At 32.6% G+C, this 14,497-nt stretch carries 16 protein-coding genes; 9 read left to right on the plus strand and 7 right to left on the minus strand.

The genetic code is table 11. From position 1 onward, the window contains the following. The first annotated feature begins 133 nt into the window (after positions 1–133). Positions 134–505, plus strand: a complete 372-nt coding sequence (locus C8C83_RS14050; RefSeq protein ID WP_121329106.1) for a hypothetical protein — start codon at positions 134–136, stop codon at positions 503–505. 159 nt (positions 506–664) lie between these two features. Next, positions 665–1,417, plus strand: coding sequence for a glucose 1-dehydrogenase (locus C8C83_RS14055; protein ID WP_121329107.1), 753 nt, complete (start codon positions 665–667; stop codon positions 1,415–1,417). Between the two features lie 56 nt (positions 1,418–1,473). On the opposite strand, the gene C8C83_RS14060 is transcribed toward C8C83_RS14055, so the two are convergent. From C8C83_RS14060 to C8C83_RS14075, 4 genes are all read right to left on the minus strand, one after another. Continuing rightward, a complete protein-coding gene (locus C8C83_RS14060; protein WP_121329108.1) occupies positions 1,474–2,001 on the minus strand; it encodes a MepB family protein in 528 nt (175 codons plus the stop codon). A gap of 25 nt (positions 2,002–2,026) precedes the next feature. Then, positions 2,027–3,793: a hypothetical protein gene (locus tag C8C83_RS14065; RefSeq protein WP_121329109.1), complete on the minus strand. Its 1,767-nt coding sequence runs from the start codon at positions 3,791–3,793 to the stop codon at positions 2,027–2,029. Continuing rightward, entirely contained in the window at positions 3,790–4,341 is a 552-nt protein-coding gene (locus C8C83_RS14070; protein ID WP_121329110.1) for a sigma-70 family RNA polymerase sigma factor, read from the minus strand. The genes C8C83_RS14065 and C8C83_RS14070 overlap by 4 nt, the downstream gene beginning before the upstream one ends. A gap of 207 nt (positions 4,342–4,548) precedes the next feature. Next, on the minus strand, positions 4,549–5,430 hold the full coding sequence (locus C8C83_RS14075; protein ID WP_233566077.1) for a protease complex subunit PrcB family protein: 882 nt from the start codon (positions 5,428–5,430) through the stop codon (positions 4,549–4,551). 187 nt (positions 5,431–5,617) lie between these two features. Here C8C83_RS14075 and rmuC point away from each other — a divergent pair, with 187 nt between their 5' ends. From rmuC to C8C83_RS14100, 5 genes are all read left to right on the plus strand, one after another. Then, on the plus strand, positions 5,618–6,991 hold the full coding sequence (gene rmuC, locus C8C83_RS14080) for a DNA recombination protein RmuC (protein ID WP_121330048.1): 1,374 nt from the start codon (positions 5,618–5,620) through the stop codon (positions 6,989–6,991). A gap of 6 nt (positions 6,992–6,997) precedes the next feature. Further along, complete coding sequence (locus tag C8C83_RS14085) at positions 6,998–7,363, plus strand: 6-phosphogluconate dehydrogenase (protein WP_121329111.1); 366 nt, start codon at positions 6,998–7,000, stop codon at positions 7,361–7,363. A gap of 6 nt (positions 7,364–7,369) precedes the next feature. Beyond that, complete coding sequence (locus C8C83_RS14090; RefSeq protein ID WP_099709282.1) at positions 7,370–7,918, plus strand: acyl-CoA thioesterase; 549 nt, start codon at positions 7,370–7,372, stop codon at positions 7,916–7,918. Between the two features lie 25 nt (positions 7,919–7,943). Beyond that, positions 7,944–8,339 (plus strand): VOC family protein, encoded by a 396-nt coding sequence (locus C8C83_RS14095; protein WP_121329112.1) that lies wholly within the window; start codon positions 7,944–7,946, stop codon positions 8,337–8,339. Between the two features lie 477 nt (positions 8,340–8,816). After that, positions 8,817–9,386, plus strand: a complete 570-nt coding sequence (locus tag C8C83_RS14100; RefSeq protein ID WP_121329113.1) for a YceI family protein — start codon at positions 8,817–8,819, stop codon at positions 9,384–9,386. A 2-nt stretch (positions 9,387–9,388) separates the two neighbouring features. Here the strand turns inward: C8C83_RS14100 and C8C83_RS14105 are convergent, their stop codons facing one another. Further along, positions 9,389–10,300 carry a TIGR01777 family oxidoreductase gene (locus C8C83_RS14105; RefSeq protein ID WP_121329114.1) on the minus strand — a complete coding sequence of 304 codons (912 nt, stop codon included), beginning with the start codon at positions 10,298–10,300 and terminating at the stop codon, positions 9,389–9,391. Positions 10,301–10,396: 96 nt separating this feature from the next. Between C8C83_RS14105 and C8C83_RS14110 the strand changes: the two genes are divergently transcribed. Both C8C83_RS14110 and C8C83_RS14115 read left to right on the plus strand, forming a co-directional pair. Continuing rightward, entirely contained in the window at positions 10,397–11,059 is a 663-nt protein-coding gene (locus tag C8C83_RS14110; protein WP_121329115.1) for a TetR family transcriptional regulator C-terminal domain-containing protein, read from the plus strand. Then, a complete protein-coding gene (locus C8C83_RS14115) occupies positions 11,056–12,360 on the plus strand; it encodes an AarF/UbiB family protein (RefSeq protein ID WP_121329116.1) in 1,305 nt (434 codons plus the stop codon). The genes C8C83_RS14110 and C8C83_RS14115 overlap by 4 nt, the downstream gene beginning before the upstream one ends. A gap of 179 nt (positions 12,361–12,539) precedes the next feature. Here C8C83_RS14115 and C8C83_RS14120 read toward each other — a convergent pair whose 3' ends face one another. Further along, complete coding sequence (locus C8C83_RS14120; RefSeq protein WP_121329117.1) at positions 12,540–13,835, minus strand: deoxyribodipyrimidine photo-lyase; 1,296 nt, start codon at positions 13,833–13,835, stop codon at positions 12,540–12,542. Positions 13,836–13,938: 103 nt separating this feature from the next. Beyond that, complete coding sequence (locus tag C8C83_RS14125) at positions 13,939–14,403, minus strand: SRPBCC family protein (RefSeq protein ID WP_121330049.1); 465 nt, start codon at positions 14,401–14,403, stop codon at positions 13,939–13,941. Positions 14,404–14,497: the final 94 nt, after the last annotated feature.

Raw genomic sequence — 14,497 nt, forward strand, 5'->3', positions numbered from 1 at the left:
TTTTAATAAATTGAATTTTAAGTCTTTAATATTGGAAGTAAAAGCGATTTAGAAACCCAAACCTATGTTAAAGTGCCTATTTTCTATTCTTAAAATTCGTAATATTATATAGTAATGAAAAAAATGTAATGTTATGGAAAATAATAATTTAGGTTCCAAAAAGATAAATGGAACGCAAAAAGATAGCGAAGAATTAAAAGGAAAAAATGTTTCTCATGATAAAAAATCTGATTCAAAAAAGCTCAAAAAAGAAGTTGTAACAGATGCCGATGGAAATAAAGAAATTGTGGACAGAGCAAGAAATGTAAACGAAAACATTAAAGACGTTTCAAAGGAAATTGATCCGAATAATCCAAATTCAAATCGCGGTGTTTCGACAGATGAAGAAGCGAAAAAAACGGTTGAAAACAAAGACAGAAATTCTGATGTAAATCCAAATCGTTATCCAAATTCTCATCCGGACAATCATAAAGATCGGGGAAATATGAAATTAGATGATGAATGATTTTCTTTTAAATAGTAAATTTTTGGCTGATTTTAGTCCTTTTTTTCGAAAATAACATTTGATTGGCAAAGTGCGTTAATGTTATTTTAAAGCTTGTTTTTAGACAGGTTATCCGTTAATATCTTCGTAAATTGTAGTTCAATTTTAAATATATTAAAAATGGCACTTTTAGAAAACAAAGTAGCTTTTGTCTCTGGTGGCGGTTCAGGAATTGGACGCGCTGTTGCAGAAGCTTACGCTCGAGAAGGAGCAAAAGTAGTACTTTCGGATATTAATGTAGAACACGGTGAAGAAACCGTAAAAGTAATAAAGGATAAAGGTGGAGAAGCTTTATTTGTAAAAGGTGATTCGTCAATCGCAAGTGATAATAAGCGTATGGTTGAAGCTATCGTTGCTAAATACGGACAGCTTGATATTGCCTGCAACAATGCAGGAATGGGAGGTCCGGCAAAACCAACTGGTGAATATGAGCCGGAAGCTTGGGATAAAGTAATTGCATTGAATTTAAGCGGTGTTTTTTATGCTTGTCGTTATCAGCTCGAGCAAATGGAGAAAAATGGCGGAGGAAGTATTGTAAACATAGCTTCAATTCACGGTCAGGTTGCGGCTCCAAATAGTCCGGCTTATACAGCGTCGAAACATGGAGTTGTAGGATTGACAAAAAATATTGCTGCCGAATATGCATTGAAAAACATTCGCTGTAATGCAGTTGGTCCCGGTTATATAGAAACAGCTTTGCTAAAAGATCATATGAATAAAAGTACAATGGACGCCATTGCTGCAAAAGCACCGATGAATCGTTTGGGTACAGCTGAAGAAGTTGCTGAATTGGTTGTGTTTTTAAGTTCAGAAAAATCTTCTTTCACAACAGGAAGTTATATTATTGCCGATGGTGGATATACGGCGATTTAGATTTTATATAGAAAAGAGAAACGGCAATCTGAAATTTTCAGGTTGCCGTTTTTTATTTAAGGTTGAAACAGTCTTGAGAAAGTTTCAAGGTCAGTTTCTGGTGTTATTTCATAAAAATAATGCAACTGCCATTGTTGCGTTTTTTTAGCTTGTGCGCTCGTTGTTTCGTACCATGGCGGATAAACGCGTATTGCTCGTTTGCCTTCTTTTGTTTTTGTAGAGAAAACACCTTTCTCTAACAAAATGGACTTCGGAAAAATAAATTGTCCAAAAAGATCTTCTTTTCTTGTACTAATAATTACAAAATCTATTTCGTCAGCAAAATCAAAAGGTTCGATTGTTCCGGAGATATTACGTTTCCATAAAGTCACAAACTGACCTGTTTTTTTGGGAGTTATTTTTGCTTCCCGATAGCAAATAAGTTTTTCGTTTAAGTGAAATTGATAACCATTGTATTCTGCGCTTTCAGTTATTGCCTCAGGTTGTGAACAATTAAAATCAAAACAATCATAAACCATTTCTTTGGCTAAACTTAAATCTTTGGAGATTGATTCTTGATTTGACCATTGATTTTTAATTGCCATTTTTTAGAAGATTGGTTTAATTTTTTTAGAAAGAGACATTTAATCCAAAATTCAATCCCCATTGAAATTGGTTGAAAGATTGATTATTTAGAGGATTAAGGTAATAATTTACCGCAGGTTCAGCAAAAACATTTGTCTTTTTATAAATGCGATATTGTAACGTAGTACTCAAAGTCGAACCATAAACAAAATCATTTGCATTGACATTATCACCAATAGACTTGCCATTAAGAGCGACATCGTTAGAAATCAGCTTACCTACAAAACCTCCGGTATTCAAACTAATACTTGCTTTGTTTTTAGTAAATACCGCGTATGAAACTTCCAAAGGCATTTCTAAATATCTCAGACTTTGGTCTATATTCCCGCTTTTTAAATTTTCACTTTGTATATCATTCATTTTTAAAGCATCTGTAGTGCTGTTCGAAACAAAAATGTAGCTCGAATTATTTGTTATTCGTGCTGGCGCAATTGATTCACTTGCAACATAATAATTTGCAGGACTTAACGAAGCAACAGTTTTTGTATCTATATACGAAACATTTGCAACGCTCTGACCAAGTTCATTAATCTTTAACCCAGAACCAACAGCCCATTTATTATTAATTTTATATTTTGTTTTTACACCATATGTGCTACCTTGTTTAGAATCGTTTGCATAACCTAGTGTTTTGTCATTTTTGGTGTTTTCAGAATTTGCTATACCGGCAAAAACCTCTACTGCCCATTTTTCGGCATTAGAAAGAGATTTGTTCTTTTTGTCTTTTTTGGTTTCAGGCTCTGCGATTGCAATACCTTTTTCTAAATTTTGAAGCTGTAACAATTGAACAGAGTCTATTTTGCTTTCTGAATTATTTGCTTTTGAATTATTCACTTTCGAATTGCTCAATTCAGCACTTGCAAGAACATCTCTTTTAGAATAGTCGATTGTTGTTGTCCCATTTTGAACTTTACTCGTATTTGTTACATTATTATTGCTTTTCAATGTTGGATTAGAAGAAGTAAAAGCAACATTACTGCTGTTTTTCGAGCTTGTTTTATCTTCAAAAATAGAATTTGACAATTGACTTTTTGTGTTTGAATTAAATCCGTTTGTTTTACCAGAATTAAATGTCTTCTCAGCAAGAATCTTATCTGTAGCAGTTTTTTTATGATTTGGAAGTTGGTCCCGAAGTCTCGGGATAGAAACAGAATTAAAAGAATCTCCTTTTCCTGTTGCAAATGTTTGTTCCGCTACAGCTTGACGCGTGTTTTTCTTTTCAATATTTGATTTAGAATTTTTTTCAGTAACTGATTTTTCAATATCTAATTTAGAAGATGTACTATTATTGATGATCTTATTTTCAGAATCAGCCTGAGCTACTGCGGTTTCTGATTTTGGGTAAATAGTAGTAGGTTGATTGTTTACTTTTTTTGATGATGGTGAAACTCCTTCGTTTGTATTTGATTCTTTTTCAACACCATCTTTCAAAGCTTTATTTTCCTCAGTTGGTATTGCGGTATTATTCAAGTTGTTTCTATGCTCTTCATTTTTCTCTTCGATAACAACCTTATTGGTTTCTGAAGAATCGGTATTTAAATTTTTGATTCCAGAATCAGAAGTAAAATGTAAAACAGAAGGAAGCAACAAACCTAGTAGTAAGCATGCCGCAGCCGACCACCAAAGAATAGCGCTCTTTTTCTTTTTAGGTTTATCTAGTTTTTCCTCAATTTGCCCCCATAATTCAGGAGGCGGAACACTTGAAAAGTCTTCCATTGATGAAAAAATATCTTCTATGTTTTGCTTTTTCATGCTATTTTAAAATTTTTTATGCTCAAAATTCTTTTCTGCAAAATGTGCTTGGCTCTATTTAAATTTGATTTTGATGTTCCTTCAGAGATCTTTAATAATTCGGCAATTTCTTTGTGTTTCATTTTTTCAAAAACATATAAGTTAAAAACCGTTCGATATTGATCTGGTAAATCCCTAATATATTCTAACAGTTTTTCTTGTTCAATTGGGATTCCTTCTAATTCTTCCTCTTCGACAAAATCTGTGTCAGGATCAAAAACATCGAGAAAGAAACTTTCTTTCTTCTTTTTGTTTAAAGTTTCAATCAGTTTATTAATAAAAATTCGCTTTAGCCAGCCTTCAAAACTTCCTTCGAATTTATATTGACCAATTTTCTGAAAAACAATTACAAATGCTTCCTGAAATACATCTTTGGCATCGTCTTCGTTTTTCATATATTTTAGACAAATACCATATAAAACAGGAGAGAACAACTGATAAATTTTCAGTTGTCCTTCTCTGTCATTTTTAAGGCAAAGCTTTATATATTTTTCTAAATCGTCTTTCAAGAAGTGGTTAAATTTGGTTTTGCAAAAATAGTTTTTATAAGCATATAAAACTATCTTTTAGAATAGTACGGGTTGCGTCTTGATTATGATTTACGATTGTTAGATTTTGATTGTCAGTATTTTCTATTTTGTAAGTCTTGCTTTCAAAGTAAATCTATTCCTAATTTTGACGGATCAAAAACATCAAAATCTTTCCTCGTAATTTGATTATTTTAAAGTCGCGATTTTATCTTTAATTGATTTCTTGAACAATTTAATTTCACTTCCCTGATCGTCTGTGTCGTTATTGTCGATATAAATTCTGGTAGTTTTTAAACCTTTACGAAGTTCAAAATATACACCACCCTGACCAGCTGAATCCGGAGTACCGTATGTTTTTGTTTGCCCTTGGTTGTTTAAAATTTCAGAAGGAACACTTGATAACAATGCAGCATAATCGCCTCTTTTAGCTTTTGCAGTGTATCTGTATTGGTTAAAATCATAACCTCCAGAAACTACATTTTGAAACTTTAGAATACTATAATCATTTATTTGAAAGAAGTTTTGACAATCTCCTCCGGTACATTGTGCTTTATAAGTTCCAATAATAATATTATCCGGATTTTCAGTAGCTTTAATAAAGATGATTGGTTTTGAAGTTTGAGGAATCAAAGCATAATCTGCCGGATAAGTTGAAGCCGGTGATGTTGTTTCGCCTGGCAACGGCTGTTTTTCGTAAAAGCTAACTACCATTTGACAGCTGTTTTCAACTATATTAGTAATTTTAATAGTATAACCGCTTGAAGGTTTTATTCCGGAGAAAACTCCAATTAGATAGTATTTAGTAAAATCTATAGTAGAATCGCTTGAGTTAGGACATGAGTTTGTAGTTTTTTTGAAATACTTATCCATTTTTTCCTGTGAACTTGCAATAAGTGCCGCAGGCGTAGTTTGGTTTGTTATCATGCTATAATTGCATGTAAGCGGATATCCTGTAAACGAAACATCAGCATAAGTTCCGCAATCTATATTCATTTTATCATCGTTACTAAGAGAACACGCGCTAAATCCAAAAGCTATAAATAAGCTCAGCATTAATTTTTTCATCATTTATAATATATAGGTTATAATTGGTAGATGAGTTTCTATTAAAAAGGTTGCGTTAAAAAGAATATTTTTTATTTAATTTTTTTTTAGTTCAACTGTTTTAGAATCAGTACAAATGAGTAAAAATTTGATTTTAAAAATTATCAGCTACTTATTATTGCTTACTTTTACTCTAAAAATAAACTCAGTTATGTTTGATTTTCTTCCGCTTTTATTGGCCTTTGTTGTTGCATTATTCCTTGGAATTTATTTAGGGAAATTGTTATTTGCGGCAAGAGCCCAAGCAGAAAAAGTAAGTTTAGAAGAGCGATTAAATGCAAATGCAAATCAAATGCAGTTGCAAAAAGAACAATTCGAAAACGAAAGAAATAACTTTCAGAAGCAATTTCAATTATCAAATGCTGAGAAAGAAAATATCCGGACAGAAAAAGACAGTTTAGCCATTCAGCTTTCAAAAAAAGAAGTTGATTTCGAAAATCTTTGGGAACGTCATAAAGAGCAAAAAAATGAAATCACAGAACTTCAGGAGAAATTCACGAAGGAATTTGAAAATTTAGCCAATAAAATCCTCGAAGAAAAATCAGCCAAATTTACAGAACAAAATAGTGAAAACATGAAGAATATCTTGTTGCCATTGCAGGATAAAATTCAGGGTTTTGAGCAAAAAGTAGAACAAACACACAAAGAAAGTATCGATTATCACGCCGCTTTACGTCAGCAAATTGTTGGTTTAAGTGAGATGAATGCACAAATGAGCAAAGAAACACTGAACCTGACAAAAGCGCTGAAAGGTGATAGTAAAATGCAGGGAAATTGGGGAGAATTGGTCTTGGAACGTGTTTTAGAAAAATCAGGATTAGAAAAAGGCAGAGAATATGAAGTTCAGCAGAGTTTTACAAATAGCGAAGGAACGAGATTGCTGCCTGATGTTGTAATTAATTTGCCTGACGGAAAAAAGATGATCGTCGATTCTAAAGTTTCTCTTGTTGCTTATGAAAAATGGATCAATGAGGAATCAGAAATTCTTAAAATTGATTTTCTAAAAGAACATGTAAACTCCATTAAAAGACACGTAGAACAACTTGGAAGTAAAAATTATCATGATTTATACCAAATAGAAAGTCCTGATTTTGTTTTGCTTTTTATTCCTATCGAGCCCGCTTTTGCAATCGCTTTAAATGAAGACGCGACTTTATATAACAAAGCATTTGATCGCAATATTGTGATCGTTACGCCAACAACATTATTGGCGACTTTGCGCACGATTGATAGTATGTGGACGAATCAAAAACAACAGGAAAATGCTTTTGAAATTGCCAGACAAGCCGGAGCATTATATGATAAATTCGAAGGTTTTGTAACAGATCTTCTTAGAATTGGAAATAAAATAAAAGACACCAAAACGGAATATGAAAATGCTATGAGCAAATTGGTTGATGGCAGAGGAAACCTGATTTCGAGTGTCGAGAAATTAAAGAAAATGGGAGCAAAGGCAAAAAAAGCGCTTCCGGAGAATATTATTGCAAGAGCATCAAATTCAGATGAAAATCAATCTTTAAACTAAGATCTAATGAAAAGAATTTTATTAATAATTGCTGCAGTTTGTGTTTTGGGTATTTCCATTTATTTTGCCTTTATCTATTTTATTCCTTATAGTGAAGGATACCGCTCAGGAGAATTAATAAGAATGAGTCATAAAGGTGTAATAATGAAAACCTGGGAAGGAGAACTTAGCCAAGGCGTTTCGGGTTCGCAGATATTCCGATTTTCAGTATTAGACAGTGACCAAAAAGTAATAGATCAATTGAACGAATTAGAAGGTCAATATGTAAAGTTGACTTATGTTGAACGCTATAAAACATTTAGCTGGTGGGGAGATTCTCGTTTTTTCATCACAGCCGTTCGAAAAGAAACATCCCCATTTAAATACAAATAAACAATTATGACCGCAGATTTTAAACCAGTTTCCTCTTCAAAAATTAGTATTTCAGAATTAATGCTGCCTTCGCATACCAATTTTAGTGGTAAAATTCACGGAGGGTATATATTACAATTACTAGATCAGATTGCCTTTGCATCAGCCTCAAAATTTAGTGGCAATTATTGCGTAACAGCTTCGGTTGATACTGTAAATTTTTTGAAACCTATTGAAGTGGGTGAATTGGTTACAATGAAAGCTTCCGTAAATTATGTGGGAAGGAGTTCTATGATTGTCGGGATTCGCGTTGAAGCTGAAAATATTCAGACTGGCGCGATTAAGCATTGTAACTCTTCTTATTTTACTATGGTTGCTAAAGACAAAGATGGAAAAAGCGTTCAGGTTCCCGGATTAATTTTGTCTAATTTAGAAGAAGTTCGACGCTTTAGAAAAGCAATTAAACATATCGAAGTTAGAAAAGAAGTAGAAGAACATGAAAAAGCTGCAAATGTTAGTTCTATAGAAGATCTGGCAAGTTTAGATAAATACAATGTGTTATTAGAGATTAGTTAGAATAGTTTCATTAAAATAAATTGAAATGGTAAAGTTTGGATATACGATTCTATATGTAGAAGATGTTGAGAAATCGATAGTATTTTATGAAAATGCATTTGGTTTTTCGAGAAAATTTATAGCACCGGGAAATGATTACGGTGAATTAAGCACTGGCGAAACAACACTTTCTTTTGCTTCGAAATCATTAGCACAACAAAATTTAAAAGATGGTTTTCAGGAAAGTAATATTGCTGAGAAACCTTTTGCAATTGAAATAGGTTTCATAACTGATAATGTTGAAGAACTGGCGCAAAAGTCAATCTCTTTTGGAGCAATCTTAGTATCTGAACCAAAGCAGAAGCCGTGGGGACAAATTGTAGCTTATGTTCGTGATTTAGATGGTTTTTTAATTGAGATTTGTACAGAAGTGCAAGGATAGAAGATGTTTATTTTAGAGTTTGTTTTGAAGAAATATTTGTGTAGTCCCTACGGGACATTTTTTTGTATTCGGTTATTTTTTTTACCAACATTTAATTCCTAACGGAATATTTTGAAAGATTTAATATTATTCTTCAAAAGAATATCTCGTAGAGATTACATATTGGTAAAAAATAAAAATAGTGGCAACGAATTTTGTCCCGTAGGGACAACACATTTTTAACACATTTAATATTTCACAATCAACATTTCACCTCTCACAAATTCCCCATTTCACAATCCAAAAAACATTCACAAATATTTAGGATAAATACGCAACCGTATTCCTTAAAATTTCGTAACTTTAAGTATAATCAATGAGTTACTGTTTTTCACGGAGTACTGCCATTCTATTTTTTAAAACATTGTATTAAGTCCAGTTTTTTCTCTTCTTAAAATAAAAAATATGAATGACATAATTGTTTAATTATTAACGATTATGAAAAAAATTACTTTTCTTATTTTGCTATTTACTGCTTATTCCGTTATTGCACAGGAAAAATTCTTTACAAATACAGGAACAATAAACTTTGAAGCTTCAGTTCCATTTTTTGAAGAAGTAAAAGCCGTAAACAGACAGGTTGCAATTCTTTTGGAACCTAAAACAAGTACATTTATTTGTACTGTTATTGTCAAAGATTTTCGTTTTAAATTAGACCTGATGCAAGAGCATTTTAATGAAAATTACTTGGAGAGCGACAGATATCCTAAAGCGGTTTTTAAAGGTAAAATTCAAAAATTTGATTTAAAGGATATTTCCGATATTGAAAAAGAGTATCAGATAAAAGGAAAACTTATAATGCACGGAAAAACGAAGGAAGTTATCGTAAATGCTTTAATTAAAAAATTGGGTGATGGAATCCAAATAGTATCTGATTTTCCTATTTTAGTAACTGATTTTAATATTCAAATTCCAAGCAGAATTGCGACTAAAATTTCACAAACTGCAAACACAGAATTAATAGGTGTGGTACGAACAGGAGATTCTATGTATTTGACTTTAAAATAAAATTAATTCAAACAAGTTACCAGCGTTTTTTCTAAATCAGTAAATTGAAATTCGAAACCAGTTTTCTGGATTTTTTCAGAGGAAACTCTTTGACCTTTTAAAATGGCAATGCTCATTTCTCCCAAAACTATTTTTAAAACAAAAGCAGGAACTTTAGGGAGCCAAATCGTGTATCCAAATAAGTTTGCCAATACTTTAGAGAATCTTGAGTTAGTTGTAGTATCGGTTACGCAGGCATTATAAGCACCTTGTATTTCTTCGTCCTGAATTGCTTTTAAGTAAATCTGGCATAAATCGTCGATATGAATCCAGGGTAAATATTGTTTTCCTGTGCCTAATACTGCTCCAAAACCAGCTTTAAAACTTGGAACAATTTTTTTAAGGAAACCTTCGTTTTTGCCCAGAACAATTCCGGTACGGATTTTTACGGTTCTAATATTTAAAGTAGCGATCTGGTCAACGGTGTTTTCCCATTGCTGACAGGTATTGCCCAGAAAATCATTTGCAGGAGGTGTCGTTTCATCACATATTTTGTGGCTTGTAATAGCGCCATAAAATCCAATGCCCGACGCCGAAATAAAACCATCCAAATTTTTATTTTGTTCTTTTAAAATAGAAAAAATAAGATCAATTGGTTTTGTACGACTTTCAAGTATGGCTTTCTTGCGTTTTTTAGTCCATCTTTTTTCTACAATACCTTCACCTGCCAAATGGATAATATAATCTGCTTCCAGAATAGCTTTCTGATCAATAAAGTTTTTCTTTAAATCCCATTTGTAATAGGTAATTGAAGACGTATTTTTTTGATCCGAACGGCTTAAAATAGAAACCAAAAAGCCATTTTCGATAAGTACATCCGTAAGATGTTTACCAATAAATCCAGTACCTCCGGTTAGTAAAACATTTTTTGCCATTATATTATAATATATTTAACAGTACATCCAGTTTAAGCATAAGTAAAGGTACTTAAACATTGCTTACCTTTAAGGCAAATTCTAAATTTTAATGAAATGACAACTAAAAAACAAGCAATTACAAGAGATGATATCGTTTCAAAATATATGGATGAGGTTTTAGAAAAAGGACAAAAGCCAAAGTCAGTTTATCATTTTGCAAAAGAAAATGATTTTACAGAAGCTGAGTTTTATTCCTTTTTTGGAACATTAGAAGGTTTAGAAAAAGAGATATTCAGACTCTTTTTGGTGAATACACTTGATTTGTTGCATAAAAATGCCGATTATCAGGAATATGATATGAAGAATAAAATGTTGAGCTTTTATTTTACCTTTTTTGAGATTTTGACAGCTAACAGAAGTTACGTTTTACAAGCCTTAAAAATTGATAAAAATCCAATTAGAAATTTAGTACAATTAACATCACTTCGAGAATCATTTAAAGAATATGTTTCTGAAATTCTAACGGATGATTACAGGCTTAATCAGGAAAAGTTTCAAAAATTTCAGGAAAAAGCCATTCAGGAATCCGCTTGGTTACAATTGATGATGACTATAAAATTCTGGATGGAAGATGAGTCGGCGGCTTTTGAGAAAACCGATATTTTTATCGAAAAATCTGTAAATGCGTCATTCGAATTAATGAATGTTGCGCCGATGAATCATCTTTTGGATTTTGGAAAATTCCTGTTTAAAGAAAAAATATACAGCAAACAATGAAAACGATCGATTATATACCAACATCAAAAATAGAAAGAGCGGGAAAACTAGTGCAAACAGGCGCAAAAATTGGTGTAAACTATGTGAAGCATTATGCTGAGAAAATAGTAAATCCCGATTTAACGCGTGATAAACTAAATGAAAACAATGCAGAGGATATTTACGACGGATTAAAAAGTCTAAAAGGAAGTGCATTAAAAGTAGCTCAAATGTTAAGTATGGACAAGAACTTTTTGCCTCAGGCTTATGTTGAGAAGTTTTCATTGTCGCAGTTTTCAGTTCCGCCACTTTCGGCACCATTAGTATTAAAAACTTTCAAAACCAATTTTGGTAAAACTCCTTATGAAATATTTGATGAATTCAATGCAAATTCTGTAAATGCAGCAAGTATTGGTCAGGTTCATTTGGCTGTTAAAGATGGCAAAAAATTAGCCGTAAAAATTCAATATCCGGGAGTTGCCAATAGTATTTCGTCAGATTTGGCTTTGGTAAAACCTATTGCGATCAGAATGTTTAATTTGCAAGGAAAAGATTCTGATAAGTATTTTAAGGAGGTTGAAGATAAACTTATTGAAGAAACTAACTATTTATTGGAACTCGAGCAAAGTCAGGAAGTTGTTAAGGCTTGTAATAAAATTGAGAATATATTGTTCCCAAATTATTATCCGGAGTTTTCATCAGAGAAAATTATTACAATGGATTGGATGACTGGAATTCACCTTTCAGAGTTTACCGCCAAAAATACAGATAAGGAAGTGGGCGATAAGTTAGGGCAGGCACTTTGGGATTTTTATATGTATCAAATTCATGTTCTTAGAAAGGTACACGCTGATCCGCATCCGGGAAATTTTTTGGTAGACGATCAAAATAATCTGATTGCTTTGGATTTTGGTTGTATGAAGCAAATTCCGGATGATTTCTATGTTCCTTATTTTGAGCTAATCAACAAAAATGTGATTACAGATCAAACGCTTTTTAATCAAAAATTATTCGAATTAGAGATTCTTCGTCCAGATGATTCACCTTCGGAAATTGAATATTTTACCGAGATGTTTCACGATTTGTTATCACTTTTTACGAAACCTTTTCAAGATGAAACTTTCGATTTTGCCGATGAGACTTTCTTTGACAGTATTGCCAAATTAGGAGAGCGTTTCTCTAATGATACGAATCTTAAAAAAATGAATGGGAATCGCGGTTCTAAGCATTTTATTTATATGAATCGTACTTTCTTCGGACTTTATAATTTAATGTTTGATCTAAAAGCTAAGATTGTTGTGACTAATTATTTGAAGTATTAAGAGTCTTTGCGAGGAACGAAGCAATCTCATCCGACATTTTTTTAGTTTGCTTTTAGTTAGTGTGGTTGCTTCGTTTCTCGCAATGACTTTGCATGTGTAGACCTTTGTCAAAGTTTTAAACTTTGACAAAGGTTTTTCAGTAATCGCGAAACCTGAAACTTGAAGCCTGAAACAAAAAACTATTTCAAAATCCCTGCTTTATAAGTTGAAATCGCGCGATCTCTTGCAAAAGCATGATCGACCATTGGTTCGTTATATCCTAAGTCAAATTCAGGAATCCATTTGCGGATGTAGATTCCTTTTTCGTCAAATTTCTTTTGTTGAATTTCTGGATTAAAAACTCTGAAATATGGCGCAGCGTCACAGCCTGTTCCTGCTGCCCATTGCCAATTCCCGACGTTTGATGCTAATTCGAAATCTAATAGTTTTTTGGCAAAATAAGCTTCTCCCCATTGCCAGTTAATCAACAAATGTTTGCATAAAAAACTCGCAACAACCATTCGAACGCGATTGTGCATATAACCGGTTTCGTTTAGTTGACGCATTCCGGCATCAACCATTGGATAACCTGTCGTTCCGGAACACCAGCGTTTAAAATCTTCTTCGTTATTGCGCCATTGAATTCCATCATAAGCTGATTTGAAATTGTGATTCACACAATTAGGGAAGTTAAACAGGATTTGGATAAAAAACTCTCTCCAAATCAATTCGCTTAGAAAAGTTTGATTCTTTTTATTTGCCCAATTCACAAGTTTTCTAATACTAACGGTTCCGAAACGTAGATGTGGCGAAAGATAAGATGTGCTGTCTAAAGCCGGAAAATCTCGGGTTTCTTTGTAATTGGCAATTTGAGTTAAGTTATGTGGAATGACTTTTATGGTGCTTTTTTCAAAACCAATTTCTGATAAATCAGGAAATGGGAATTGATTTTCGGCAAAGTTTTTTAAGAATGGTTTAGTATCGTATTCATGAACTTGTCCTGCGAGAAGGTATTTCTCTAGCCATTTATTTTTATAAGGTGTATAAACGGTATAGGGAAGTCCATCTGATTTTGTGATTTCTTTTTCTTCAAAAATTACATGATCTTTAAAGGAAGTGGCTTCGATATTGTTTTGTTTCAATAAATCAGAAACAGCGATGTCACGTTTTATGGCGTAAGGTTCGTAATCTTTATTAAAGAAAACGTGCTGAATATCGAATTCTTCAACGAGCGATTTCCAAACCTCAAAAGTTTTCCCTTTTTTGATTAAGATAGAAGAGTTGATTGTGTTTAATTCTTCATTTATTTTCTCTAAAGAATCGTAGATAAAACTAACTCGCGCATCATCTTTAGGAAGATTATCGAGAATGTCTTCATCAAAAATAAATAACGGAATTACAGGGAAATCAGATTGCAAAACATTGAATAATCCAATGTTATCGTCTAATCGTAAATCGCGTCTAAACCAGAAAAAATTTGCTTTTTGTTTTGTCATTATAAGAGATTCTACTTTTTGTTTTTTTTGCCACAGATTAAAAGATTTTTAAAGGAGTTTAATCTGTTTTAATCTTTTAATCTGTGGCAAAATATTTCTATAATTATGCTTTTGAATTGAATATTTCTTCGATTTTTTTGTGACGGTACTCAAAAATGGATTTCAGTTTATTCCTGACCATTATTTTATTGGCGAGTTGCCCTAAGATACCAAAGGGTAGAGCATAATGTACGACATCTGTCATTTTTGTACCGGTTTCTGTTGGTTCAAAAAAATGCTTGTGGTGCCATAAAGTATAGGGACCAAAACGTTGCTCGTCTACGAAATATTGATTTTCTGAAGAAACTGTTATGATTGTCATCCAATTTATTGTAATGCCCAAAAGAGGTTTTAAAGTATAGGTAATAACTTGTCCCGGATACATTCGTTTGCCGTCGAAATCCTGAATGACAAAACTCATATCATCAGGTGTTATCGTTTGCAGGTTTTGCGGACTCGAAAAAAAGTCCCAACATTTTTCGATACTGGCGTTTAAGTGTTGTACGGTTTCTAGTTTATATACTTTCATAAAATCAATTATTACGGATGGTTCTTGAAATACGTTTACGTTAGGGGTTGTAGTGGAGCTCTTTTTTATCAGGCTTTTTTTGACTGATAAAAAA

The organism is Flavobacterium sp. 90 (assembly GCF_004339525.1).
Lineage (GTDB): Bacteria > Bacteroidota > Bacteroidia > Flavobacteriales > Flavobacteriaceae > Flavobacterium.